At 71.5% G+C, this 22,715-nt stretch carries 24 protein-coding genes and 2 pseudogenes; 16 read left to right on the forward strand and 10 right to left on the reverse strand.

Annotated features, from left to right (window positions below):
• Positions 1-32: 32 nt before the first annotated feature.
• Positions 33-461: a hypothetical protein gene (locus E3328_RS14770; protein ID WP_135365387.1), complete on the reverse strand. Its 429-nt coding sequence runs from the start codon at positions 459-461 to the stop codon at positions 33-35.
• Positions 462-656: 195 nt separating this feature from the next.
• Here E3328_RS14770 and E3328_RS14775 point away from each other — a divergent pair, with 195 nt between their 5' ends.
• Together E3328_RS14775 and E3328_RS14780 are read left to right on the forward strand one after the other, a co-directional pair.
• Entirely contained in the window at positions 657-1,139 is a 483-nt protein-coding gene (locus tag E3328_RS14775; protein ID WP_135365388.1) for a halocyanin domain-containing protein, read from the forward strand.
• A gap of 99 nt (positions 1,140-1,238) precedes the next feature.
• The gene (locus E3328_RS14780) at positions 1,239-1,409 is read left to right on the forward strand and encodes a DUF5786 family protein (protein ID WP_135365389.1); all 171 of its coding nucleotides are present in this window, start codon (positions 1,239-1,241) and stop codon (positions 1,407-1,409) included.
• A 25-nt stretch (positions 1,410-1,434) separates the two neighbouring features.
• Here the strand turns inward: E3328_RS14780 and E3328_RS14785 are convergent, their stop codons facing one another.
• On the reverse strand, positions 1,435-1,773 hold the full coding sequence (locus tag E3328_RS14785; protein ID WP_135365390.1) for a DMT family transporter: 339 nt from the start codon (positions 1,771-1,773) through the stop codon (positions 1,435-1,437).
• Between the two features lie 101 nt (positions 1,774-1,874).
• Between E3328_RS14785 and E3328_RS14790 the strand changes: the two genes are divergently transcribed.
• Together E3328_RS14790 and E3328_RS14795 are read left to right on the forward strand one after the other, a co-directional pair.
• Complete coding sequence (locus E3328_RS14790) at positions 1,875-2,702, forward strand: TrmB family transcriptional regulator (RefSeq protein WP_135365391.1); 828 nt, start codon at positions 1,875-1,877, stop codon at positions 2,700-2,702.
• A 61-nt stretch (positions 2,703-2,763) separates the two neighbouring features.
• Complete coding sequence (locus E3328_RS14795) at positions 2,764-3,504, forward strand: GNAT family N-acetyltransferase (protein WP_135365392.1); 741 nt, start codon at positions 2,764-2,766, stop codon at positions 3,502-3,504.
• Positions 3,505-3,528: 24 nt separating this feature from the next.
• On the opposite strand, the gene E3328_RS14800 is transcribed toward E3328_RS14795, so the two are convergent.
• The 6 genes from E3328_RS14800 to E3328_RS14825 form a co-directional block, all read right to left on the reverse strand.
• Entirely contained in the window at positions 3,529-3,978 is a 450-nt protein-coding gene (locus tag E3328_RS14800) for a hypothetical protein (RefSeq protein ID WP_135365393.1), read from the reverse strand.
• Positions 3,979-4,039: 61 nt separating this feature from the next.
• Entirely contained in the window at positions 4,040-4,867 is an 828-nt protein-coding gene (gene nadC / locus E3328_RS14805) for a carboxylating nicotinate-nucleotide diphosphorylase (protein WP_135365394.1), read from the reverse strand.
• A 12-nt stretch (positions 4,868-4,879) separates the two neighbouring features.
• Positions 4,880-6,466, reverse strand: coding sequence for an L-aspartate oxidase (locus E3328_RS14810; RefSeq protein ID WP_135365395.1), 1,587 nt, complete (start codon positions 6,464-6,466; stop codon positions 4,880-4,882).
• Positions 6,467-6,468: 2 nt separating this feature from the next.
• Entirely contained in the window at positions 6,469-7,602 is a 1,134-nt protein-coding gene (gene nadA, locus E3328_RS14815) for a quinolinate synthase NadA (protein ID WP_135365742.1), read from the reverse strand.
• Positions 7,603-7,844: 242 nt separating this feature from the next.
• A complete protein-coding gene (locus tag E3328_RS14820; protein WP_135365396.1) occupies positions 7,845-8,084 on the reverse strand; it encodes a ferredoxin in 240 nt (79 codons plus the stop codon).
• A gap of 90 nt (positions 8,085-8,174) precedes the next feature.
• The gene (locus E3328_RS14825; protein WP_135365397.1) at positions 8,175-9,545 is read right to left on the reverse strand and encodes a hypothetical protein; all 1,371 of its coding nucleotides are present in this window, start codon (positions 9,543-9,545) and stop codon (positions 8,175-8,177) included.
• Between the two features lie 696 nt (positions 9,546-10,241).
• Here E3328_RS14825 and E3328_RS14830 point away from each other — a divergent pair.
• The 7 genes from E3328_RS14830 (at position 10,242) to E3328_RS22080 (ending at position 18,396) form a co-directional block, all read left to right on the forward strand.
• Positions 10,242-10,670: an HIT family protein gene (locus tag E3328_RS14830; protein WP_135365398.1), complete on the forward strand. Its 429-nt coding sequence runs from the start codon at positions 10,242-10,244 to the stop codon at positions 10,668-10,670.
• A gap of 94 nt (positions 10,671-10,764) precedes the next feature.
• Entirely contained in the window at positions 10,765-11,517 is a 753-nt protein-coding gene (locus tag E3328_RS14835; RefSeq protein ID WP_135365399.1) for an AAA family ATPase, read from the forward strand.
• A gap of 244 nt (positions 11,518-11,761) precedes the next feature.
• Positions 11,762-13,918: an assimilatory nitrate reductase NasA gene (gene nasA, locus E3328_RS14840; protein WP_135365400.1), complete on the forward strand. Its 2,157-nt coding sequence runs from the start codon at positions 11,762-11,764 to the stop codon at positions 13,916-13,918.
• Between the two features lie 444 nt (positions 13,919-14,362).
• Positions 14,363-15,670 (forward strand): MFS transporter, encoded by a 1,308-nt coding sequence (locus E3328_RS14845; protein WP_135365401.1) that lies wholly within the window; start codon positions 14,363-14,365, stop codon positions 15,668-15,670.
• 1 nt (position 15,671) lies between these two features.
• Positions 15,672-16,241: a molybdenum cofactor guanylyltransferase gene (mobA, locus tag E3328_RS14850; protein ID WP_135365402.1), complete on the forward strand. Its 570-nt coding sequence runs from the start codon at positions 15,672-15,674 to the stop codon at positions 16,239-16,241.
• A 209-nt stretch (positions 16,242-16,450) separates the two neighbouring features.
• The gene (locus tag E3328_RS14855; protein ID WP_135365403.1) at positions 16,451-18,217 is read left to right on the forward strand and encodes a nitrite/sulfite reductase; all 1,767 of its coding nucleotides are present in this window, start codon (positions 16,451-16,453) and stop codon (positions 18,215-18,217) included.
• A gap of 2 nt (positions 18,218-18,219) precedes the next feature.
• Positions 18,220-18,396, forward strand: coding sequence for a hypothetical protein (locus E3328_RS22080; RefSeq protein WP_167837413.1), 177 nt, complete (start codon positions 18,220-18,222; stop codon positions 18,394-18,396).
• Positions 18,397-18,449: 53 nt separating this feature from the next.
• On the opposite strand, the gene E3328_RS14860 is transcribed toward E3328_RS22080, so the two are convergent.
• Positions 18,450-18,863 carry a hypothetical protein gene (locus tag E3328_RS14860; protein WP_135365404.1) on the reverse strand — a complete coding sequence of 138 codons (414 nt, stop codon included), beginning with the start codon at positions 18,861-18,863 and terminating at the stop codon, positions 18,450-18,452.
• 81 nt (positions 18,864-18,944) lie between these two features.
• On the reverse strand, positions 18,945-19,322 hold the full coding sequence (locus E3328_RS14865; protein WP_135365405.1) for an Ig-like domain-containing protein: 378 nt from the start codon (positions 19,320-19,322) through the stop codon (positions 18,945-18,947).
• Positions 19,323-19,436: 114 nt separating this feature from the next.
• Here E3328_RS14865 and E3328_RS14870 point away from each other — a divergent pair, with 114 nt between their 5' ends.
• From E3328_RS14870 to E3328_RS14890, 5 genes and pseudogenes are all read left to right on the forward strand, one after another.
• A complete protein-coding gene (locus E3328_RS14870) occupies positions 19,437-20,243 on the forward strand; it encodes an alpha/beta fold hydrolase (protein WP_135365406.1) in 807 nt (268 codons plus the stop codon).
• Positions 20,244-20,570: 327 nt separating this feature from the next.
• Positions 20,571-20,885, forward strand: a pseudogene (locus E3328_RS22855) (NINE protein); the annotation flags it as partial.
• 178 nt (positions 20,886-21,063) lie between these two features.
• Positions 21,064-21,489: pseudogene (locus tag E3328_RS14880) on the forward strand (DUF2085 domain-containing protein); the annotation flags it as partial.
• A 50-nt stretch (positions 21,490-21,539) separates the two neighbouring features.
• On the forward strand, positions 21,540-22,274 hold the full coding sequence (locus tag E3328_RS14885) for a type 1 glutamine amidotransferase (RefSeq protein ID WP_135365407.1): 735 nt from the start codon (positions 21,540-21,542) through the stop codon (positions 22,272-22,274).
• A gap of 112 nt (positions 22,275-22,386) precedes the next feature.
• Positions 22,387-22,650 (forward strand): hypothetical protein, encoded by a 264-nt coding sequence (locus E3328_RS14890; RefSeq protein WP_135365408.1) that lies wholly within the window; start codon positions 22,387-22,389, stop codon positions 22,648-22,650.
• Positions 22,651-22,715: the final 65 nt, after the last annotated feature.

A 22,715-nucleotide genomic window follows, 5' to 3' on the forward strand; every position in this document is an offset into this window, starting at 1 on the left:
GTCGCCGCCCCGGCGCGGTCGCGGGACCGCCCTCAGCTCGTCTGCTCGCGCTGGCCGCTCGGGACCGGCGTCCGGACCGAGGCCCAGACGAGATAGGCCAGCGCGACCAGCAACAGGACCTCGACGAACTTGTCGACCGTCCCGAGGTTCACCAGCGCGGGCGCGGCCGCCAGCGCCCACCCGCCGTCGGGCATCCCCGCGGCGACCCAGCCCGCGATGTGGACGAGGACGAACGGGATCCCGACCGCGTAGAGGATCAGTCGACGGACGTTCAACAGCAGGAGCACGACGGCGCCGAGATACCCCAGCCCACCCAGCAGGAAGGGCAGGAACCCCTCGACGGCGTACAGGTAGAGGTGGATCACGCCAGTCAGCACCGCGAGCCCGACCGCCGCCCAGTGGACGGCCGTCAGCGACTCCGTCTCCAGCCCGATCCCCCGGTCGCGTTCGGTCGTTACCATACGTCGAGAGTGGGCGCGAGCGCGAAAGTAATAGGGATGGTACCGTATCACACGCCGACCGTACTGCGTGCCCCAGCCCGCGACGCCGCGACTGGGCCGGGCCTACCGCCGGTACGGTCGGCCTGTCGACGGGACGGGATCCGCCGGCCCGCGTAGCGACCGCATAGTAACGGGGGACGACTCAGACCGGACGGTATGCCGATCCGACGCAGGCGGGCGCTGAAGGCGGTCGGGCTGGCGGCGACCGGCGGGCTCGCCGCGGTCGCGGGCTGTCCCGACGGCGGCGCGGGCACGCCGGAGCCGGAGCTGATCGAGACGGAGCCCAACTACCGGGGGTGGTTCGACGGCGTCAGCAACTACCGTGGCACCGTCGACTACCGCGACAGCGAACGGGTCCGCGTCCGCGTCGGCGTGTCGGGCGACCTGGGGTTCTACAGGTACGGCCCGCCCGCCGTCGCCGTCTCGCCGGGCACGAGCGTCGTCTGGGAGTGGACCGGACGGGGCGGCGCCCACGACGTGGTCGCCGAGCGGGGCGGGTTCGACAGCGGCGACCCGGTCCGCTCGGAGACCGAGACGTTCACCTACACCTTCGAGGCGCCCGCGGTCTACCCCTACTACTGCACCCCCCATCGTGAACAGGGGATGCGCGGCGCGGTCTTCGTCGCGCTGGACTCCTGACACACGGTCACGGCGGCGTCCCGTGCGGGGCGCTGGCACGCGTCAGAGACGCTCGCGACCGCACGGTTTTTCCCTCCGATCCCGCTAGGTGGCTCCACGATGGGCTTCGGGAGCTACGACGAATCCGAACAGGAGAACCAGAGCGACGACGCCGACTACGACGAGGAAGACGCCGTCAACGTCCACGAACACGACCACGAGGGCGAGGTCTCCGTCGAAGGCGCCGACGAGGCCGACGAGCTCGTCGACCGCCTGCAGGACATGAAGTAACGACGGCCCGCCCCGCCGCGCCCGCTCAGTGGGCGGGCGCGTAGGCGTCCGAGAGGGCGTTCAACACGACGACGCCGGCGACGACGAGGGCCATCCCGGCGACCCCGGCCGCGTCGAGATTTTCTTCGAAGGCGACGACGCCGACCAGCGCCGTCGCCACGATGCCGACGCCGGCCCACGTCGCGTAGACCAGCCCGACCGGCAGTTCCTCCAGCGTCAGCCCGAGCAGGTAGAACGACCCCGCGTAGCCGGCGACCACGACGGCGGTCGGCACCAGCTCGGAGAAGCCGCCGCTGGCCTTCAGCGCGGTCGTCCCGGTCACCTCCGCGGCGATGGCGAGCGCGAGTGTCAGGTAGGGATGCACGGCCGGGCGGTCGCGGCCGGCCGGCAAGTCGCTTGTCGAACCCGTCGCCACTTCCCGTCAGTTCCCGAGCACTTTTGACCGGGGCGGGCCCACCGCCGGGCATGTCGGAGCTGGGGGAGCTGGGACTGTCGAGCTACGAGGAGAAGGTCTACCGGTCGCTGCTGTCGCTCGGGTCGGCGACGGCCGGGGAGGTCTCCGAGGCCAGCGGCGTCCCGATGGGCCGGATCTACGACGTGCTGAACGGGCTGGACGCCCGCGACATCGTCCGGAGCCAGTCGACCGAGCCGACGCGGTACGCGGCGGTCGACCCGGAGACGGCGGTCGACCGGCTGCTGGCCGAGCGCCGGCGGGAACTCGACTCGCGGGCCGAGCGCTACGAGTCGATCGCCGCGGGGATCGGACCGGAGCTGGCGGCGACGAAGCCGGCCGAGAGCCGCTTCTGGACGGCGCCGCTGGGCAGCGACGCGGCCGTCTCGCTGGAGCGGGACCTGTTCGCGGCGGCCGGCGACGCCGTCCGCTCGGCGATGAGCGACCCCTACGCCGCGGCGCCGTGGGAGCGCTACGAGCCGGAGGTCGACCCCTTCTACGAGGCGGTCGACGCAGGGGTCGACGTGCAGATGCTCGTCCACGCGGCGATGCTCGACGCGGCGCCGCCGGAGGCCGTCGAGCGGGCGACTGCGGCGCCCGCAAACGTCGCCGTGCGCGTGACGACGGACCTGGAGACGACCTTCGACGCGGTCGACGGCAACGAGGTGACCTTCCACGTCCCCCACCCGCTGGAGCGCGGCGAGCGCCTCGGAGTGATCCACGTCCGCGACGAGTCGATGGCCGGGCGGCTGGTCGAGGTCTTCGACCGCGCGTGGGAGGCGGCGACGCCGCTGTCCGCCGTCGTCGAGAGCGACGACCGCGCGGCACCGCCGGAGGAGTGATGGCGCCGGCCCGGCGGGGCCGCCCCCACCTACTTGTCGCTGGCTCGGCTAGGTCGGGGTGATGTCGGTCCCGGACGAGGTCGACCTCTCGGGCGACCGCAAGCGGATCTACCGGTTCGTCGAGCGCCACGGGCCGGTCGAGCCCAGCGCGGTCGCCGAGCGGGTCGGCGTCGACCCCGAGTCCTTCCAGCACCACCTCTCGATCCTGAAGCGCGACGACCTGCTCGCGGAGGACCCCGACGGCCGCCTGCGCCCCCGGGTCCAGTCCGGCGAGACCGAGGAGTTCTCCGAGGCGGGCGTCGACTACGCGGTCCGCCCGGCCCGCCCGGCGGACTTCTCGGGCGTCGTCGGCGCCATCCGCGAGGTCGCGGAGGCGGGGTCGTACATCACCGCCGAGACGGTCGCCGAGCAGCTCGAGTACGAGGAGACCCTGTTTCGGCGCACCCCGACGGAGTGTCGCGTCGTCTTCGTCGCCACGGTCGCCGACGAGGTCGTCGGCTGGTGCCACGTCCGCGGGCAGGAACAGGCCAAACTCCGCGGCACCGCCGAGCTCACCGTCGGCGTCCTGGAGGGGTACCGCCGCCACGGCATCGGCAGTCACCTCCTCCAGCGCGGCGTCGCGTGGGCCGGTTCGCGGGGCTGCCGGAAGGTGTACAACAGCCTCCCCGCCACGAACGACGCGGCCGTCGACTTCCTCGAACGCAACGGCTGGGGGATCGAGGCGGTCCGCGAGGACCACTACGAGGTCGACGGCGAACTCGTCGACGAGGTGATGCTCGCCCGGCGACTCGACGAGGGGTAGGCCGGTCCGCGACCGCCGGCGGGTTCACTCGTCCCACTCGTCGCTGGACCAGTCGCTCTCGTCGTCCGCGACGGCCTCGCCCGCCCGCGGGAGGACCCGAGAGAGGACCACGTACTCCACGAGCGCCAGCGTCAGCGCGACCGCCACCGACAGGAGCGCGTCCTCGAAGACGAACAGCAGCGCGAGCGCGACGACGCCGGCCCCCGACAGCGCGTAGCCAGCCGCGCCGGGGTGGAAGCTCCGCGCGAGGTTCCGGTGGGCGTCGCTCGCGTACTCGGGGTCGCCCCGCCGGATCGTGTAGGGGACCGTGTAGAAGATCCCGACGCCCGAGAGCGCGCCGACGACGACCCCGAGCGCGGTCCGGTCGAACAGCAGGACGGTCACGTAGGCGAGCATCCCGAAGGTCACGACCGCGGCGACACCGCCGACCGCGGCGGGACCGACGGGGCCGTCGTCCGCTGTGGCGTCCGACATGCGTGGGTCGTCGCGCCGGTTCGGGATAAACGGCGGGGCCGCGAAACCCCGTCCGACGCGGTTACCCCGTCCGGAAGGAGAGATCGAGCGTCGGCGCGGAGTGGGTGAGCGACCCCATCGAGACCACGTCCGCGCCGGTCGCGGCGTAGTCGGGGACGGTCTCGACGGTGATGCCGCCCGAGGCCTCGGCCAGCACCTCCCGGCCCAGGTCGGCGGCGGTCTCGCGGAGCAGTGCCACCGCCTCCGCGGTCGTCTCGGGGTCCATGTTGTCGAGCAGGACGATGTCGGCGCCCGCTGCGGCGGCCCGCGGCGCCTCGCCGGGGGCTTCGACCTCGACCTCGACCTTCGTGGCGAACGACGCCCGCTCGCGGAAGTGCTCGACGGCCGATTCGAGACCCATCTCGGCGACGTGGTTGTCCTTGACCATGACCATGTGCGACAGGTCCAGCCGGTGGGTGTCGCCGCCGCCGGCGACCACGGCCCGCTTCTCGACGCCCCGGAGGCCGGGCGTGGTCTTGCGGGTGGCGGCGACCCGCACGTCGTCGCTTTCGGTCCTGGCCGCGTCCACCGCCCGCCGCGTCTTCGTCGCCACGCCGGACGCGTGGCCGGCGACGTTGACGGCCACGCGCTCGCCGCGCAACACGTCGCGGGCCGCCCCCGCGACTTCGAGGACGGTCTCGCCGGCGTCGATCCGGTCGCCCGCGTCGGCGCTGTCGGTGACCGCGACGCCGAGGTAGTCGAAGACGGCGCGAGCCGCCTCCAGGCCGGCGACGACGCCACGCTCCTTGGCGACCAGCCGGCCGGTCGTCTCGCCGGGCACCTGGTTGGTCACGTCGTGGTGGCCGACGTCCTCGCGGAGCCACCCCTCTATCTTCGAATCGGGGATCATGGGATCGAGCCCTCAGTCGGCCCCCGGTGTCGCGGGCTCCTCGACGAGGTTGTGCGTCCCCACGGACTCCTCGTTCTCGGCGGCGGCGCGGGTCACGAGCAGCGCCGTCACCGAGGCGTGGCGGAGTTCGTACAGCGACCGCGCCGTGCGCGTGCGGACGTACGCGTCGACCTCGCCCTTGAGCCGCCGGAGCACCGCCTGGGCGCGGCCGAGTTCGTCGCGGTCCCGCTGCAGGCCGACGTACTCGTCCATCACGCGGCGCAGCCGGTGGAACTTCTCGCGGGCGAAGTTGTCCGGCAGCGCGGGGTCCCGGTCCAGCAGCTCCGGCGCCTCGACGACCGCCGGCTCGAAGTCGGCGGCGTCCTCGCCCGCACGCAGCCCCCAGACGAGCCCCTCCAGCAGGGAGGTCGAGGCCAGGCGGTTCGCGCCGTGGACGCCGGTGCGGGAGCACTCGCCGACGGCGTACAGCCGGTCCAGCGAGGCGCGCCCGCGCGTGTCCACGTCGACGCCGCCACAGAGGAAGTGCTCGGCGGGGCCGACCGGGATGCCCGCCTCCCAGTCGACGCCCCTGTCCTCGCACTTCTCGGCGAGATCGGGGAACTCGCCCGCGAAGTCGAGGGGGGACACGTCGAGGCGGACCTCGCCCGTCGCGTCGACCTCTTTCTGGACGGCGCGGGCGACCACGTCCCGGGGCGCGAGTTCGGCGTCCTCGTGGTAGTCGGGCATGAAGCGTTCGCCCTCGCCGTTCAGGAGGTGGGCGCCCTCGCCGCGGACGGCCTCGCTGACGAGGAACGGGCCGTCCTCGGGGTCCTCCCCGCCAGGATACACGGTCGGGTGGAACTGCACGTACTCCATGTCCTCGACATCGGCGCCCGCGAGCGCGGCCATGGCGATGCCGTCGCCCGTGGAGCCGTCCGGGTTGGTCGACCGGGGGTACAGGTCACCGATGCCGCCGGTCGCCAGCACCGTCGCGCCGGCGAAGGTGGGCGTCACGTCGCCGTCGTGTTCCAGCAGGGCGCCGTGGACGCGGCCCTCGTGGCTGACGAGTTCGAGCGCCGCGGTGTCGTCCAGGATCGTCACGCCGTCGCGCTCGTCGAGGAAGTTCAGGAAGGGGACGTGGATCGCCTTGCCCGTCGAGGCGTCGACGTGGAGGATCCGCGGCTCGTCGTGGGCCGCCTCGCGGCCGAAGTCCCAGTCGTCGCCGTCCGGGGCGCTCGCCTCCGCGCCCACCGTGTCGAACTCGACGCCGAGCGTGTCGACGAGCACGTCCCGGACGGCGTCGTTGGCCTCTTCGACGAGCACGTCGACGGCCTCGGGGTCCGCGGTGTCGGCGCTGGCGGTCAGGATGTCCGCCTTGAACTGGCCGGGGTCGTCCCGCGAGACGGCGATGCCGCCCTGGGCCCACCAGGAGGAGGCTCCCTCCGGCCGGGTGGCCTTCGTCGCGACGGTCACGTCGGCGCCCTCGCGGGCCGCACCCAGGGCCGCCGCGAGCCCCGCGATACCCGAGCCGACCACGAGCACGTCCGTCGTCCGGTAGTCGTCGTAGTCCTCTAGTTCTGTCCCGGTCGCGTCGTCCCCGTCGGTGTCTGTCCCGTTCATAGTCAGATCTCCAGCATCCGGTCGAGGGCGACCTGCGCGAGTTCCTTCTCCTCGGGCGCGACCTCGATGACGTTGCGCTCGCGGCCCTCGACGAGTTCTTCGAGCACCCACGTCAGGTAGTTGGGGTCGATCTGGCGCATCGCGTTGCAGTCCATACAGGCGTCGCCACAGAGCGGCAGCACCTCCACCTCGGGGTGCCACCGGTCGAGGTGGTTGGCGAGGTGGATCTCCGTGCCGATGGCCCAGGCGTCCCCGGGCTCGGCGTTCTCGACGGTCTCGCAGATGGTCGACGTGGAGCCGACCACGTCGGCCGCCTCGACGACCTCCCGGCGGCACTCGGGGTGGACGACCACGTTCGCGTCGGGCCGCCGCTCGCGGAGGTCCTCGATGTGAGACTCGCGGAAGCGCTCGTGGACCTGGCAGTAGCCGTCCCAGAGGACGATGTCGTTCTCGACGACCTCCTCGGCGTCCTTGCCCTCGGGGTCCCAGGGGTCCCACTCGGCGATCTCGTCTTCCATCCCCAGCCGATAGGCGGTGTTCTCTCCGAGGTGCTTGTCCGGGAGGAACAGGACCTTGTCGCCTTTCTCGAAGGCGTACTCGAAGGCCCTGTGGGCGTTCGAGGAGGTACAGACCAGCCCGCCCTGCTCGGCGCAGAAGGCCTTCAGGTCGGCGTAGCTGTTCATGTAGGTGATCGGGATGATCTCCTCGTCGGGCGCCGCACCCGTGATCTCGGCCCACGCGGCGTCGACCTGCAGCGCCTCGGCCATCCCGGCCATCGGACAGGAGGCCTCCATGCTCGGGAGGATGACGCTCTGGGAGTCGTCGGTGATGATGTCGGCCGACTCGGCCATGAACGTCACGCCGCCAAAGATCACGTACTCGGCGTCGGCGTTCGCCGCTTCCGTGCTGAGCTGGTAGGAGTCACCGACGAAGTCGGCGTGTTCGACGATCTCCCGGCGCTGGTAGTTGTGGCCGAGGATCACCACGTCGTCGCCGAGTTCCGCCAGCGCGGCCTCGATCCGTTCGGTCCGCTCGGCCTCCTCCAGGTCGCGGTAGGCCGGCGGCAACTGTTCCAGGTTGTCGTACTTGAAGAGGCTCAGGTCGGTCTCGAACTGAGCAGTTTCCATCTCGGGCATGGTGGTCAGTGGGTTGCCGATTCTATGGACCACCGTATTGAAAAAGTTTTGTCTTCAATACCCTCTACCGGTGGCTCGATCGGTTGAGTCTGGTCGTTAGACGGGCGTATCGGAAACGATTCCCGGGATTGTCGGTTCGTGGCACATGCTACCACGAGGCGGTACCAGCCGAGAATACGGGGCGGCGGGCGGCGAATGCGGAGCGTCGGGTGGCGGATACGGAGGACGGGCGGCGGGGCGAGTCAGACGATCTGCTCGCCGTCTTCGTAGACCTCGATGGCGTCGACGGGGCACGAGCGAGCGGCGAACTTCGCGTCGAGTTCGGCGCCGTCGGGCACCTCGCGGACGAAGATGTCCTCCTCACGCTCCTCGCCGTCGACGAGGACCGCCTTGCCGGCGTCGCTGTCGCGTTCGAACCCCTCCCACTCGGCGACGCACTGGAACATCCCGATACAGGTCTCGCGGTCGTACTCGATGCGCATACCGGCGGTTCGGACCCGGTCGCCAAGAGGGTGGCGTCCGGCGGTGACCGGCCGCGACTCCGCGGGGGCCGCCGCGGACGCGCCCGGTCTTCAGGGGGAGACGGACGCCGTCGACTCGAAGAGGAGCCACTCGCCGGCGTACCAGAGCCCGAGCGCGGGGTCGCCGCCCTCGGTGTTCGACCCGTCGTCGACGGCGAGTTCCCACCAGTTCGTCCCCGACCGCTCGCTGAGGTCCTCCCCGAGCATCTGGAAGTACGCGCGCCCGGGCTGGGGGCGCACCTGGCCGTCCTCGCCGAGGAGCAACCGGGTCCCGCCGTCGGTCTCGAAGACGACGCCGGACTCGGAGGGCCGCACGGTGAGCGTCGAACCGCTCCCGTACTCCACCAGCCGCAACTCGCCGCCCCGGAGGTCGAGCCCGACCGAACCGTCGGCGTCGGCCGCCGTCGCCGCGTGGTCGGCGGCCAGGTCCGAGACCACCGTGATCCCAGCGCCCTCGACCGCGCGCTGGGAGCGGGCCGGGTCGGCGTCCCAGATCCGGCCGTACACCGTCAGCGACGGCTGGTCGGTGGCGTTCCGGACGCCGACGGCCCCCTCGTGCCAGCTCGTCTGGACCGCGCCGTAGAGGTCGCTGAGCAACAGCCCGTCGCCGGTCCCGGCGTGGAGGAAGCCCACCCTGTTGCCGGTCAACTCCAGGTCGAACCGGACGGAGTTGATCCAGCCGCCGTTCCGGACGTCGGCCCGGACCCCGCGCTCGAAGTGGGCCACCGTCCCTGCGAACCGACACCCCATCGTGATCCCCGCGTCGGCGACGGACTCGAACGCCGCGCCGTCGGAGACCAGCTCGATCCCGTTGCCCCCGACACTGTCGACGTTCCCGAGGACGTGTCCCTCGAAGGTCGCCGAGGTGTCCCGGCCGTCGCCGGCGTTGTACTTGCCGTGGGTCGACCGCGTGGTGTCGAGCACGACCGCGCTGCTCGAGTACTCCGCCGCGGTCACGTCGATACGGCCGTCGACCACCGCCGATCCGGTGTCCAGGAAGAGCCCCTCGTGGTCGCCCGCCACCTCGACGACCGCGCGGTTGCAGTCGAGCGTCACACCCGGTCTGACGTGGACCGGCGTATCCCCGTCGTACGTGCGACCCGCCTGGAGACGGACGACCCCGCCCGCCCCGTCGGCCGCCTCGTCGACCGTCCGCTGGATCTCTCCCGGCTGGGCGTACAGGACCCCGTCCCCATCCCCGCCGGGGGACCCGTCGTCTGTCAGTCCGGTGCCGTCCGCGTCCGATTCCGGGGTCGTCGACGGCGTCGCCCCCTCCGTCGACGCCGCGTCGGTCGCCCCCGCCGTCGGTGCCGTGTCGGTCGACGACCGGTCGCCGCTCAGGTCGTTACATCCCCCGAGCGCCGCGAGTCCGCCCAGGATCCCCGTGACGTACTCCCGGCGCCGCAGTCGCTCGAACACCATCTCCCGGCCCCTCGCCCGCCCGAGGTAATAGTTTTTTGACACGGGCGGCGGCTCGTCTCGGTCCGACACCGGTCGGCCGGGTGGTGGGTCGACCCGCGAGTCGAGTGGGTGATATTGGGTCCGTCCCAGAAGAGACGGCGACGGCAGCGACCGCACTCGACTGCGTGAGACAGCAAGCGCCGGGAGTCCCGGACGCGCTCGCTAGCTGGAGTCAGTGCGGCAGGGGACAGCGAGCGTTGAAAGCCCTCGGCGCGCTCGCTAGCAGTCGTATCTACCGCACTCGACGGTAAGCGCTGAAAGCCCTCGGCGCGCTCGCGGTCGCTGAGCGGGATATCCGCGCTCTCCGCAACGCCCGCGCGGATAGGGGCCCGCCCAGGCGACTAAAGTGGACGCGAGCGCGCCTCGCCCTTTCAGTCCGCCAGGGACCGTACCGCCTGGCACCGCGACCGCAACCGCCCCGCACAGCACCGCAGACAGCCACGGGCCTCCCCAGCCGATTCGCTCGCCTTCGGCTCTCTCATCCCTCGCGCGGTGTCGTCGCGCGCATGAACGCGCGCTCCAGCACGCGCCGACCGCACCGCAACCGCTCACCGCAACAGCCGCCGCCCGTACTGAGCCACGTACGAGCAGACGGGGGTCCACCGGAGGGAACCGAGCGCCTAAACCTTGATTTGGCTCCGCTTCGTCACCTCGCGCATGAGCGACGACTGTATCTTCTGTTCGATCGTGGCGGGAGAGATCCCGAGTCGCACCGTCTACGAGACCGACGACGTGCTGGCGTTCCTCGACGCGAACCCGCTCGCGCCGGGGCACACGCTCGTCATCCCGAAGTCCCACCACGAGCACGTCCAGGACATGCCGAACGACCTGGCGGGGGACGTGTTCGCGGTCATGCAGCGGCTGGTCGACCCGATCGAGTCGGCGGTCGACGCCGACGGCTCGACGGTCGCGTTCAACAACGGCGAGGCCGCCGGCCAGGAGGTCCCACACACCCACGGCCACGTCGTCCCGCGCTTCGAGGAGGACGGCAGCCGCCCGATCCACTCGATCTTCGGCGAGCGGCCCGAGCTGGACGACGACGAACTCGACGACATCGCGGCGAGCATCGCCGACGGCGCCGAGTGACGGCGGCCCGGAGCGGTCGACCGGCCGCGACGGTCCGCAACTACCCGGCGCCCGACGCGTAGGTTTTTCAACTAGCGGGCGGCCAAGCGGGGACATGACCGAAACGCAGGGAAGCGGCGACTGCCACGCGGTGGTCGGCGGCGTCGGCGGCGCGGGCGCGACGCGGCTGTCGGTCGAGTTCGCGGCGACGCTGGCGCGGGCCGGCCGGGACGCGGCGGTGGTCGACGCGGCGTTCTCGACCCAGGGGCTGTCGGCGTTCGTCCCCGAGCGGATCGACCCGGACGTGACGCGCGTACTGACGGACGACCGGCCGCTGGCCGAGGCGGAGACGCCGCTCGCGCTCGACGTTCCGGGGTCGGTGACCGTCGCGCCGGCGCGGGCGCCGTTCGAGCGGCTGGCCCGCGCGAAGACCAGCGAGTGCGCCCGCCGGCTCGCCGAGCGGCTGTCGACGGCGACCGAGCGCTACGACGCCGTCTTCGTCGACGTGCCGCCCGTGGGGGCCAACCAGGCGGTCGCGGCCGTGACCGCCGCCGACGCCGTCGCGCTCGTGGTCCCCGACGCCGAGCGCGGGAGCGACGCCGTCCCCCGGACCTGTGACCGGCTGGCCGACGTGGACGCCGCGGTCGACACCGTCGTCGCGAACTTCGCCGACGGCGACCGGACCGTCGAGGCGGCCGACGCGGTCGTCCCGACGAGCGAGGCGACCGCGCTCTCGGCTGCGCCGGCCGCCGCCGAACCGACCGAGTTCGCCGTCGCCGTCGCCGACGCCGTCGAGACGCTCACCGGTGCGGACCTGGACCTCCCCGAACCGGAGTCGTCGTCGATGGCGGACTATCTGCCCGGGTAGGACCCCGAGCCGCACCGTCTCCGGGCCGCACGCGGACCGGTCCGGTCCGCGCGCCGGCGGCAACAGTCGCTACCGAACTGACCGTCCGTTTCGATCGTGTCGATATGTGTTTTAATCCTTCAAGGGATAGTGTTTAGTACAGGACGTATAGATCAGTAGACGACAGAATGGTTTGCGTTCGTCTACATTATTGTGGAAGATCGGGACAGACCGGCAGTCGGTCACGGTCGGCGGTGATCGCGCCATGAGCGACTGGGTACCGACGACGTGCATGCGCTGTGCGGTCGGGTGCGGGCACCTCCAGCGCGGCGCGGACATCGGGAACGGCGTCGACGTGGTGCGCGGCGACGCCGCCCACCCGGTCAACCAGGGGCTGGCCTGCCAGCGGGGCGTGCGCGAGACCTCCGACCCCGACGGGGAGTGGCTGACCCGGCCGCTGGTGCGCCGCGGCGGGGACCTCGTCTCGACGACGTGGGACGTGGCGCTGTCGGAGGCGCTGCAAGCGTTCCAGGGGACCCTCGACGGCGACGGGGAGGTTGCCGTCATGGGCAGCGGCCAGCAGACCAACGAGGCCGCCTACGCGCTCGGGAAACTGGCCCGCGGCGGCTTCGGGACGCGATACTACGACGCGAACACGACGCTGTGCATGGCCAGCGCCGTCACCGCCTACTACCAGGCGTTCGGTAGCGACGCGCCCCCCTGCAGCTACGACGACATCCCGGCGGCCGACGCCCACGTCGTCTGGGGCGCGAACCCGGCAGCGGCCCACCCGGTCATGTTCCGGTGGATCCGCCAGGCGGCGAACGAGGACGGCGTCGAGCTGCTCGCCGTCGACCCGGTGGAGACGGAGACGGCCGAGGCGGCCGACGCCCACGTCGCGCCCGAGCCCGGGCAAGACCTCGCGCTCGCGCGGGCGGTGCTCGCCCGCGTGGTCGAGACCGACCGCGTCGACACCGAGTTCGTCGCCGAGGCGACCGAGGGGTTCGACGACCTCCGGGCCGCGCTGCCCGACAGCGGGACCGCCGCCGAGCAGGCTGGTGTCTCGTCGGCCGACGTGGACCGCCTCGCGGACGCCTTCGCGCGGGACGCGCTGTGCTACTGGGGGATGGGCGTCAACCAGCACGTCCAGGGGACCGACATCTCGCGGGCGCTGATCGACGTCTGCCTCGCGACGGGCAACCTCCGGCCGGGTAGCGGCCCGTTCTCGCTAACGGGCCAGGCCAACTCGATGGGGACCCGCGTCTGCTCGTGCAAGGGGACCTGGCCGGGCCAGCGCCCGTTCCAGGACCCCGACGAGCGGGCGTTCGTCGCTGACGAGTGGGGGATCCCGGTCGACCGGCTCCCCGACGACGCCGGCCCCGGCCCCGTGGGAATGTTCGAGGCGTTCGACGACGAGGTCGCGGTCGCCTACACGGTGGCGACCAACCCGGTCGCGGGGATGCCCGACGCGAGCGCGGCGAAAGCGGCGCTCGAAGACACATTCCTCGTCGCCCAGGACGCCTTCCGGACCGAGACCACCGAACTGGCGGACGTGGTCCTCCCGGCGGCGACCTGGGGCGAGTCGGAGGGTACCGCGATGAACATGGAACGGACCGTCTCGCGCGTGCGAGCGGCCACCGAAGCGCCGAGCGGCGTCTGGACGGACCTGCGGATCATCGCCACCATCGGCGCGCGGCTGTTCCCCGAGCTGTTCGACGACCCCGACCCCGACCCCGAGACGCTGTTCGACGAGTTCGCGGGCATGACGGCGGGCAGTATCGCCGATATGTCCGGGATCACCTACGACCGCCTGGAGGATCTGAAGGCGCTGCGCTGGCCGGCGCCCGACGCCCAGACCGACGCCGGCTACCGCTACTACGACGGCGACGACGGCAACCGCGGGTACGTCCCGCGGGACGGCGACAACGGGGTCGCACCGGAGCCGGACACGGGCGAGGAGTCGTGGTCGTTCCCGACGCCCAGCGGCAGGGCCGGCTTCTCGACGGCCCGCCAGGAGGGGCTGCCCGAGCCGGTGGACGAGGATTACCCGCTGACGCTGACGACCGCCCGGGAGTCCGAGCAGTACAACACGGGCGTCCGCACCCGGGACGTGGACGACCCCGACCCGGTCGTCGCGCGGATCAACCCCGAGACGGTCGCCGCCAGCGACGCCGTCTCCGACGGTTCGGTCGTCGTCGAGACGCGCCGCGACGCGGTCCCGGCGACGGTCGACCCCGACCCGGCCGTCCCCGGGGGACTGGTCTGGCTCCCCATCCACCACCCGGCGACCAACCGCCTCACCGTCGACGCGCTGGACCCCCAGTCGAAGGAACCGAACTTCAAGCAGTGCGCCGTCCGGCTCGTCGCGCCCGCCGACCGGGCCGCCGCCGCGGCCACCTCGCCCGCCCGCGCCGACGACTGACCGGCCGTCGCTCCCGTTTCTGCCGCCCGTTCTCCGAGCTCGGGACCGCTCAGCCGCTGTGCTACGGCGATCTCCCCCTCGATGCCGCGCGCGCCGGCTCGCGCCGAACCGACACCGCGGCCAGCCGACGCCACGTCGGCGGGCGGTCGAAAGTCGACGGTCGTCCGGTTTTCCGTCGCCCGATTCGACGTATTACATCCTAATATCTACAGCATCCGTCCTAATATCTCCCGTTCGTCCAGCGCCACGAACTCACGATTGATTAATTAAACGACTAGGGTTATATGTTACGAGCATCCAACCTATATCCGTACAAAGGTGGACGTTCGATATGAAGAACGATAAAATACTGGACGAACAAACGGAAATGATAGTTAATTACGGTTCGGCGGTCGTCGGTGCGGCCGCCGGCGAGGCGGGGGGATCGGCGTGGGTCTGATCAGGATGACCAAGTGGCGGACGCTGGTGCTCGCCACGGTCGGGTTCAACTTCTCGTTCCTGATCTGGTTCTCTTTCGCCCCGTTCACGGGACCGATGGCGGAGGAGTTCGGCCTCTCGCTTGCGGAGATCGGGATCCTCGCGAGCGCGGCCATCTGGCTCGCGCCCTTCGGCCGCATCCTGACGGGCTGGCTCTCGGACAAGTTCGGCGCGCCGGCGGTGTTCGCCATCGTGCTCACCTACGTCGGCGTGTTCTCGATCGCGAGCGCGTTCGCACAGAGCTACGCCGTGTTCTTCGTCGAGCGGCTCATCGTGGCGACGGCGGGGATCACGTTCGTCATCGGGATCCAGCACGTCTCCGAGTGGTTCGAGGAGGAGCAGCTCGGGACCGCCGAGGGCATCTACGCGGGCATCGGCAACGCCGGCGCGGCCGGCGGGGCGCTCGTCCTCCCGCGCGTGTTCGGTTCGAACTGGAGCGGGCCCCTGTTCGAGACCAACTGGCGAGCGGCCTTCTTCTACACGGGCTGTGTGTCCATCCTGCTCGCGGTCGTCTACTACGCGCTCGGCGAGGCGGCCAAGAGCGACGAGAAACGGCAGGCCACCGCCGACAACGCGAGCTTCAAGGGCTGGTTCTACACCGCCACCCGGTACGGGACGGTCGTGCTCGCGCTCGCGTACGTGATGACGTTCGGCCTCGAACTGTCGATGAACGGCTGGCTCGCGACGTACTACCGCGAGGGGTTCAACACCGACAACCTCGTGCTCGCCTCGACGTTCGCGGCGACGTTCTCCGTCGCGGCCGGGCTGCTCCGCCCCATCGGCGGCTACGTCAGCGACGTGCTCGCCCGCAGGGAGAAAGACATCATCCCGCTGTTCGAGGGCCGCTACCGCGAGCAGTGGACGTTCGTGACGCTGTCGTTCGTCGTCGTCTCGATGTTCGGGATGACGCTGGCCGGCCTGTCGGGGCGGGTGCTCGTCGCCGTCGGCGCCGGCTTCGTGGTCGGGATGGCCTGCGCGTTCGCGGAGGGCTCGATCTTCGCGCAGGTGCCGGCGATGTTCCCCAACAGCTCCGGCGCGGTCGCGGGCGTCGTCGGCGGCGTCGGCACCGTCGGCGGGATCGTCTACCCGCTGGTCTACTCCGCGCCGTTCCTGGCGAACCTGCACATCGGCTACTCCATCGTCGCCGTCTCGATGGTCCCGATAGTCCTGCTTGCGGCGTGGGTGTTCCAGCCCCACATCGCCGAGATCGCGACCGAGAGCGGCTTCGTGAGCGCGGGCGGCGCGTCGGAGTCGGCCGCACCGGGGGACGACTGAGATGCGCTCGGCGCTCCTGCTGACCGGTGTCGGGAACGCGCTCGGGTCGTCGACCGACGACGCGCCGCTCGGGCGGGTCGCCGACGCGGTCGCGCCGGCGGTCGACGAGGTCGTGGTGGCCTGTTCGGCCGACGACCGGAGCGCGGCCTCCGAGGCGGTCGGCGACCGTCCCCACCGGCTCGCGGTCGACCCGATCGCCGACGAGGGGCCGGTCGCGGCCATCCGGACCGGCGTCCGCGTCGCGTCGGGCGACGCCGTCGCCGTCGTCGCCGGCGACGTGCCCACCGTCGACACGTCGCTCCTCGACGACTGCTTCGAGACCTGCGACGACGCCGCCGCGGTGCCCCGCAGCGACGGCCGGCTCCACCCGCTGCACGCCGTCTACGACACCGGCGCGGCCCGCGTCGCCTGCGACCACACGCTCGCGGCCGGCTCCGGCCGGCTCTACGACGTGCTCTCGCGGCTCGACCCCGTCGTCGTCGACGCCCAGGCGCCCGACGTGGACGCCCACCCGCTGACCGCCGGCTCGCACGCGGACCTCGCGCCGGCCACCGACCGCCTCGGCACCTGACCCCGCGACCGCGACCGCCGCGCGACCCCCACCCAAATGCGTTTAAGGTCATTGTATTTCGAGCGTTCGTCCGGATATCGATCAGATTGCACAAATTATTAAACGATTATGCTTATGTGCATCGCAGTCAGCTAGCTAAAACGTAAATCAGAAGACGAACGTTTGGGTATTTGCCGAAATTGCGGACAAACCTAAAACGGAGGAAATCAATGCCACACAAGAAGGAAGCCTGGAAGGACGAGATGTACGGCGACGAAGTGCGCGAGAAAATCGAGGAGTTCGCGGAGAAGGGGTGGGACGCCATCCCGGAGGAGGAGCGCGACGAGTGGTTCTCCCGGTTCAAGTTCTGGGGGGTGTTCCACCACCGCGGGGGCCAGGAGTCGTACTTCATGATGCGGCTCACCAACTGCGGCGGCGTCCTCGAGCCCGGCCAGCTGAAGGCCATCGGCGAGGTCGCCCGCGACTACGCGAAAGGTCCCGTCGAGAACCCCGAGTTCGGCAACGGCTGGATCGACTTCACGACGCGCCAGTCGATTCAACTGCACTGGCTCAAGCTGGAGGACATCCCCGAGATCTGGGAGAAACTGGAAGCCGTGGGCGTCTCCTCGCGCTCCGCGGGGGGCGACACGATGCGCAACATCTCCGGCTGTCCCGTGGCGGGGAAGGCCGAGGAGTACGTCGAGTCCCGCGAGCTCCTGGACGAGATCCAGGCGGAGATCCGCGGCGACGACGACCTGGCCAACATGCCCCGGAAGTTCAACATCTCGGTGACGGGCTGTCGCCAGGGCTGCGCCCAGGACTCGATCAACGACATCGGCCTCGAACCCGCCCACAAGTTCATCGACGGCGAGGAGGTCAGGGGGTTCAACGTCCGCGTCGGCGGCGGCCTCGGCGGCCGCGAACCGCGCGAGGCCCGCCCGCTCGATCTCTTCGTCACCCGCGACCAGGCCAAGGAGACGGTACGGGCGTTCGTCGAGCTCTACCACGAGGAGGGCAACCGCGAGAACCGCTCGAAGAACCGCGCCCGCTTCTTCGTCGACGAGTGGGGCACCGACGCCATCCGCGAGGAACTCGGCGAGCGGCTGGACTTCGAACTGGAGCGGGCCGGAACGGACTTCCGCCGCGAGTACACCTACAACGCCGGCAAGCCGACCGAGCAGGGCGCCCACGACCACGTCGGCGTCTACGACCAGACGGACGGCAAGAACTACGTCGGCCTCTCGGTCCCGGTCGGGCGGATGCCCGCCGAGGACGCCATCGAACTCGCCGACCTGGCCTCCGCGTACGGCTCCGGCGAGATCCGGCTGAGCCGGCGCCAGAACCCCCTCATCATGGACGTGCCGGACGGCCGGCTCGCGCACCTCCTCAACGAGGACCTGCTGGAGACCTACCGGCCCGAGCCCAACCCCTTCGAGCAGGGCGCGATGGCCTGTACCGGGACGGAGTTCTGCTCGCTCGCGCTGACGGAGACGAAGGCGCGGATGGCCCGGATGCTCCAGTGGCTCGCCGGGGAGGTCGAGCTGCCCGACGACGTGGACCGCATCAAGATGCACTACTCGGGCTGTACGGCCGACTGCGGCCAGGCGATGACCGCCGACATCGGCCTGCAGGGGATGCGCGCCCGGAAGGACGGCGAGATGGTCGAGGCGATGGACGTGGGCGTCGGCGGCGGCATCGGCGAGGACCCCACCTTCATCGAGTGGGTGCGCCAGCGCGTCCCCGCCGACGAGGTGCCGGGGATGATCGCCAACCTCGTCGAGGCCTACGCCGCCCTGCGCGAGGAGGGCCAGACCTTCCGCGAGTGGGTCGACGCCACCGGCCACGAGACCATCGTCGAACTCGCCGAGCCGGAGGAGGTCGAGGGGTACACCGACCCGTGTCTCGCCGACGGCAAGCAGTCGTGGTACCCCTTCGCCGACGGCGAGAGCCCCGCGCCGACCGACGCCGAGGGCCAGCCGCTCTCGGCGGACGACTGACCATGGTCGACGACGCCGACCGCGGTCCCGCCGCGGACCGCCCCGCCGAGGGCGTCGCGGAGCCGGCCGACGCGGCCTTCGACGTGGCGCCGGAACTGTTCGGCGTCGACGACGCCCGCGCGGTCGACCCCACCGGCGACGCCCGAACGGCCGGCCGCCTCGACGACACAGCCCTGTAACGCGCCGAATCCGTTCGTTTTCGAACCGCGTTGGGCGACCGTCGGGACGCCGCTCAGGTGACCGCTCGCACGGCGACCGCTTCGAGCAGCAACAGCACGTTGTACGTCACCGTCGCGAGCGCGCCGACGGCGAAGAACGTCGCGAGCGGCCACTCCTGGGGCGTCGCGTCCAGAAAGAGGTTGACGGCCGCCAGCGCCCCGCCGGTCGAGAGGATGTGGATCGCCGAGACGACCAGCGACGAGGGCGACTCCTCGACGCTCAGCTGCGTCGAGAACCCCTCGAACGCGACCGCCGCGAGCAGACCGAACCCGACCAGCGCGCCCGCGACGAACGACAGGATGCGCCAGACGTCCGGGACGCTGTAGGCGTGGATCAGCAGCGCCCCGCTCCCCCAGATGGTCAGCGTGTAGCCGTAGGCCTCCGACTCCGAGGCGAGGTTCGCGGCCAGCCGCGTCCGGTACTCCATCGCCCGGCGGTACGGTCGGCCGACCTATAAGTCTCCGAGCGGCCGTCGCCCAGACGGGCCGCGGCGCCGCCCGCCCGACCGCTACGCCGTCCCCTCTGTGAACGAGATCGACTCGCCGGTGACGTCGATGTAGAGTCCGTGCGAGTCGGTCTCGGTGTCGGACCACTCGTGGGTCTCCTCGGGGCCGCCCTCGACGGAGACGCGCACCTCGACGGTCTCGTCGCCCACCACCTCCTCGTAGCCGGTGCCACCGCCGGCGTCGAGCGTGACCGTCTCGTCGAGCAGCGGGTCGCCGCCGTCGGTCGGTGTGACGACCAGCGTCACGGTCTGCTCGCTCTCGGACTCGTTGTCGAGCGTGATGTCGGTCACGCCCGACCCGAGCCCGGCACAGCCCGCTCCGGCGGCGCTCCCGGCCACCGCGGCGACGCTCGCGAGGACGCGGCGTCTGCGGAGGGCCATGGCGGTCGCCGGATCGGTTCGTCGCGGGTAAGTGTCTTCCCCCGCGTGCGGTGCGGTCACCGCGAGCGCCCGCGAACCGAGTCGCCCTTACGGCGACTGTGCCAACACCGACCCATGACAGTCGTCACGAACGGCGGGGTCGACCTCTACTACGAGGCGCGGGGTGACCCGCGGCCGCCCGAAGACGGCGATCGCGCCGCGGATACCGTGGTGTTCGTCGAACCGGCGGGCTACGGCGCGTGGGTGTGGGGCTGGCAGCACGCCGCCCTCGCGGAGGGCTTCGAGACGGTCACCTGGGACCTGCGCGGGACCGGCCGCTCGGACGCGCCGGAGGGTCCCTACGCGGTCCGGACGCTGGCGGGCGACCTCGAAGCCGTCCTCGCCGACCACGGTGTCGCCGACGCGCACGTCGTCGGCGCCGGCCTCGGCGGGATGGTCGCGCTGGAGCACGCGCACCGCTACAGCCGCGCGGCGTCGCTGACGCTCTTTGGTACCACTGCCGACGGCGACCGCGTCGACGCCGACGCGCTCGACTCGCTGTTCGCGCCCCGGGACGACCCCGAGGCGCTCCGGGCCTCGCTGCGCAACGCGTTCGCGGCCGACCTCGACGCCCACGGCGACGTGGTCGACGAGATCGTCGGCTGGCGCCGCGAGGAGGACGCCGACCGCACGGGCTTCGAGGCCCAGGCCGCCGCGATGCGGCGCTTCGACCGCTCGGACTCGCTGTACGAGGTCACGACGCCCGCCCGGGTGTTCCACGGCGTCGACGACGCGGTCGTCCCGACGGCGGCGGGCCGGGACCTGGCCGAGGGACTCCCCCGCGGGGAGTTCACCGCCGTCGAGGGCGGGCACCTCTGCTTTATCGAGGAGAGCGCCGCGGTCAACGACGCGCTGCTCGGCGCGTTCGAGGGGAGCGAGTGACCCCGGTTCGTCGGCGGGGACCCGCGGACCGTCGGTAGTTTTACACCGGCGACAGTCGTCGTCGGGGGTATGTCGAACGACGAGCGCGACGACCGGGACGGCGACCCCGGCGAGACGGAGTCGGGACAGGGCGGCGGACAGCCGCCGGTCGACGGCGACGACGGGAGCGACGACAGCTGGGTGAGCGACAGCGTCGACGAGGGCGAGTCGACCGCCGAGGGCGAGTCGACCGCCGAGGGCGGCTCGGGCGATGCGGGCACCGTCGACGACGCAGGGGGCCAGTCCACGGGCGCGGGCGGCGGCCAGCCCGCGGGCTCGGACGGCGGCCGCCAGAAGGGCCCGGACGAGAAGTTCTGTTCCGAGTGCGGCGCGGTCATCAACGAGAAGGCCGAGATCTGCCCGGAGTGTGGCGTCCGCCAGCCCGGGTCGGGGTCGAACGACGAGCGGATCGTCGCGGCGCTGTTCGCCATCCTGCTCGGGAGTTTCGGCGCGCACAAGTTCTATCTCGGGAACACGAAGCTCGGGGTCCTCTACCTCTGTTTCTTCTGGTCCGGGATCCCCGGACTCATCGGGATCATCGAGGGCGTCATCTACCTCACCAAGGACGACGAGGAGTTTCGCCGCCAGTACATGGAGGACTGAGCCGGCAGCAGCCGGGCGCCCGGGCGGCTCGCCCGTCGGCCGTCCCGGTCGCTCTCGGGCCGCCCGCGCCCATCGAGCGGCCGGCGAACTCCACACCGGCCTCGCACGCACCGGTCGGTACCTCCTCAGCCACCACGAGCCCGACGAGTACTACCGCTGTCACCGGCTCGCCCTCGGCGGCCGGACGGTCCGCCTCTGCGCCCGTTGCAGCGGCGTCTACCCCGGTATCTTGACGGGCGTCGCGCTCGTCCTGACCGACACCGGGCCGGCGGCATGGCCGTGGCTGGTCGCCTGCGGGCCGGCGCCGGCGCTGGTCGACTGGGCGGTCACGACGTTCACGCGGCGGCGCGGGGTCAACGCCGTTCGGACCGCCTCGGGCGCGCTCCTGGGACTGGGGTACGGGGTCGCAGTCCCGTGGTTCCTGACGGACCAGCCGCTCTGGCTGCTGGCGGTCGCGGCGGGCTACGGCGGCGTCGCCGCGGCGCTGCTCGCCCGGTCGCGGGCCGGCGGCGGTGGCGACGGTGGCGAGAACGAGCACGCCGGGGCGGACGGAACCGACGACCCCGGCGGGAACGCGGACGAGAATCGATCGCACGGGGCGTAGTGCTGCCAGTGTGGACAGGCTTTTGGTCGCCGAGCCGCTGGCATAGGACGATGACACGGCCGCGCATCGCCCTGTTGAACGCAGCCCACGAGGCCGAGGGCAACCGCCGGAACTTCCGCCGGGAACTCGACGCCGACCTGACGGAGTTTCACCTCCCGTCGGGACAGTTCCCGGAGACCTTCGAGTTCGACGGGTGCGTCGTCACCGGCTCCCGCGCCTCGGTCTACTGGGACGAGGAGTGGATCCCGCCGGCCAAGGAGTGGGTCGGCGAGGCGATCGACCGCGGACTGCCGCTCCTGGGCGTGTGTTACGGCCACCAGCTACTCGCGGACGTGCTCGGCGGGACCGTCGAGGACATGGGCGAGTACGAGATCGGCTACCGCACCGTCGAGCACTCGGGCGACTCCGTGCTGTTCGACGGCATCGACACGGAGTTCACCGTCTTCACGACCCACTCCGACAGCGTGGTCGAACTGCCGCCCGGCGCCGAGCGGCTGGCCGCCAACGACTACGGCGTCCACGGCTTCCGCAAGGGCCCGGTGTTCGGCGTCCAGTTCCACCCCGAGTACGACATGGACGCCGCCGCCGAGGTGACGAAGGGCAAGGACGGGCAGCTCCCCGAGTCGCGCATCCAGTCGGTGCTCGACGGGATCACCCCCGAGAACTACGACGCCGCCTGCGAGGCCAAGCAGGTCTTCGACAACTTCCTCGCGTTCGTCGCCGAGCACGACGCGGGCGGCGCAACCGGGGCGGCGGCCGACGACACCGTCGCCGCCGACGACTGACCCGTTCGCGGGCGGGAGTCCCCGCCGCGGAGGACCGTTTTCCTCACGCCGACACCGCACCCACCGGAGTCGACGGCAGGTTCAACCGGTTCGCGGCCCAACCGGTGACCCCATGCAAGTGTACTGCACCGACGGGACCGTCGTCGACTGCGCCAGGTACGAGGTCAACGAATACGGGCTCGTCCTCTACGGGACCGAGGACCAGCAGGACCGCGAACGCTACGACACGAGCGACCCACAGCAGGTGGGGTTCGTGCCCCACGAACGGCTGTGGTACGTCCTCCCGGAGGGCGTGACGCCCCAGGCGGGACTGTCCGCGCCGGGACAGGGCCAGCCCGGGGCGGGGACGCGACCCCAGCCCCAGCCGCGGCAGTGACAGCGGCGGCACCGGCCGGCGACCGGTCGCTCCGCCGGGGCGACAGAACCGTCGTCGCGCCGCGG

Origin of the sequence: Halosimplex halophilum (assembly GCF_004698125.1) — an archaeon.
Taxonomy (GTDB): Archaea; Halobacteriota; Halobacteria; order Halobacteriales; family Haloarculaceae; genus Halosimplex; species Halosimplex halophilum.

What these genes read in the sequence shown, in the direction of transcription:
- E3328_RS14820 (WP_135365396.1), bottom strand. Translation starts at nt 8,084, where the DNA reads ATGCGCATCGAGTACGACCGCGAGACCTGTATCGGGATGTTCCAGTGC.
- E3328_RS22080 (WP_167837413.1), top strand. Translation starts at nt 18,220, where the DNA reads ATGGTCGACGACGCCGACCGCGGTCCCGCCGCGGACCGCCCCGCCGAG.
- E3328_RS14790 (WP_135365391.1), top strand. Translation starts at nt 1,875, where the DNA reads ATGTCGGAGCTGGGGGAGCTGGGACTGTCGAGCTACGAGGAGAAGGTC.
- E3328_RS14825 (WP_135365397.1), bottom strand. Translation starts at nt 9,545, where the DNA reads ATGGTGTTCGAGCGACTGCGGCGCCGGGAGTACGTCACGGGGATCCTG.
- E3328_RS14835 (WP_135365399.1), top strand. Translation starts at nt 10,765, where the DNA reads ATGACCGAAACGCAGGGAAGCGGCGACTGCCACGCGGTGGTCGGCGGC.
- E3328_RS14855 (WP_135365403.1), top strand. Translation starts at nt 16,451, where the DNA reads ATGCCACACAAGAAGGAAGCCTGGAAGGACGAGATGTACGGCGACGAA.
- E3328_RS14865 (WP_135365405.1), bottom strand. Translation starts at nt 19,322, where the DNA reads ATGGCCCTCCGCAGACGCCGCGTCCTCGCGAGCGTCGCCGCGGTGGCC.
- nadA (WP_135365742.1), bottom strand. Translation starts at nt 7,602, where the DNA reads ATGCCCGAGATGGAAACTGCTCAGTTCGAGACCGACCTGAGCCTCTTC.
- E3328_RS14885 (WP_135365407.1), top strand. Translation starts at nt 21,540, where the DNA reads ATGACACGGCCGCGCATCGCCCTGTTGAACGCAGCCCACGAGGCCGAG.
- nasA (WP_135365400.1), top strand. Translation starts at nt 11,762, where the DNA reads ATGAGCGACTGGGTACCGACGACGTGCATGCGCTGTGCGGTCGGGTGC.
- E3328_RS14870 (WP_135365406.1), top strand. Translation starts at nt 19,437, where the DNA reads ATGACAGTCGTCACGAACGGCGGGGTCGACCTCTACTACGAGGCGCGG.
- E3328_RS14810 (WP_135365395.1), bottom strand. Translation starts at nt 6,466, where the DNA reads ATGAACGGGACAGACACCGACGGGGACGACGCGACCGGGACAGAACTA.
- E3328_RS14830 (WP_135365398.1), top strand. Translation starts at nt 10,242, where the DNA reads ATGAGCGACGACTGTATCTTCTGTTCGATCGTGGCGGGAGAGATCCCG.
- E3328_RS14845 (WP_135365401.1), top strand. Translation starts at nt 14,363, where the DNA reads ATGACCAAGTGGCGGACGCTGGTGCTCGCCACGGTCGGGTTCAACTTC.
- E3328_RS14795 (WP_135365392.1), top strand. Translation starts at nt 2,764, where the DNA reads ATGTCGGTCCCGGACGAGGTCGACCTCTCGGGCGACCGCAAGCGGATC.
- mobA (WP_135365402.1), top strand. Translation starts at nt 15,672, where the DNA reads ATGCGCTCGGCGCTCCTGCTGACCGGTGTCGGGAACGCGCTCGGGTCG.
- nadC (WP_135365394.1), bottom strand. Translation starts at nt 4,867, where the DNA reads ATGATCCCCGATTCGAAGATAGAGGGGTGGCTCCGCGAGGACGTCGGC.
- E3328_RS14860 (WP_135365404.1), bottom strand. Translation starts at nt 18,863, where the DNA reads ATGGAGTACCGGACGCGGCTGGCCGCGAACCTCGCCTCGGAGTCGGAG.
- E3328_RS14800 (WP_135365393.1), bottom strand. Translation starts at nt 3,978, where the DNA reads ATGTCGGACGCCACAGCGGACGACGGCCCCGTCGGTCCCGCCGCGGTC.
- E3328_RS14770 (WP_135365387.1), bottom strand. Translation starts at nt 461, where the DNA reads ATGGTAACGACCGAACGCGACCGGGGGATCGGGCTGGAGACGGAGTCG.
- E3328_RS14780 (WP_135365389.1), top strand. Translation starts at nt 1,239, where the DNA reads ATGGGCTTCGGGAGCTACGACGAATCCGAACAGGAGAACCAGAGCGAC.
- E3328_RS14890 (WP_135365408.1), top strand. Translation starts at nt 22,387, where the DNA reads ATGCAAGTGTACTGCACCGACGGGACCGTCGTCGACTGCGCCAGGTAC.
- E3328_RS14775 (WP_135365388.1), top strand. Translation starts at nt 657, where the DNA reads ATGCCGATCCGACGCAGGCGGGCGCTGAAGGCGGTCGGGCTGGCGGCG.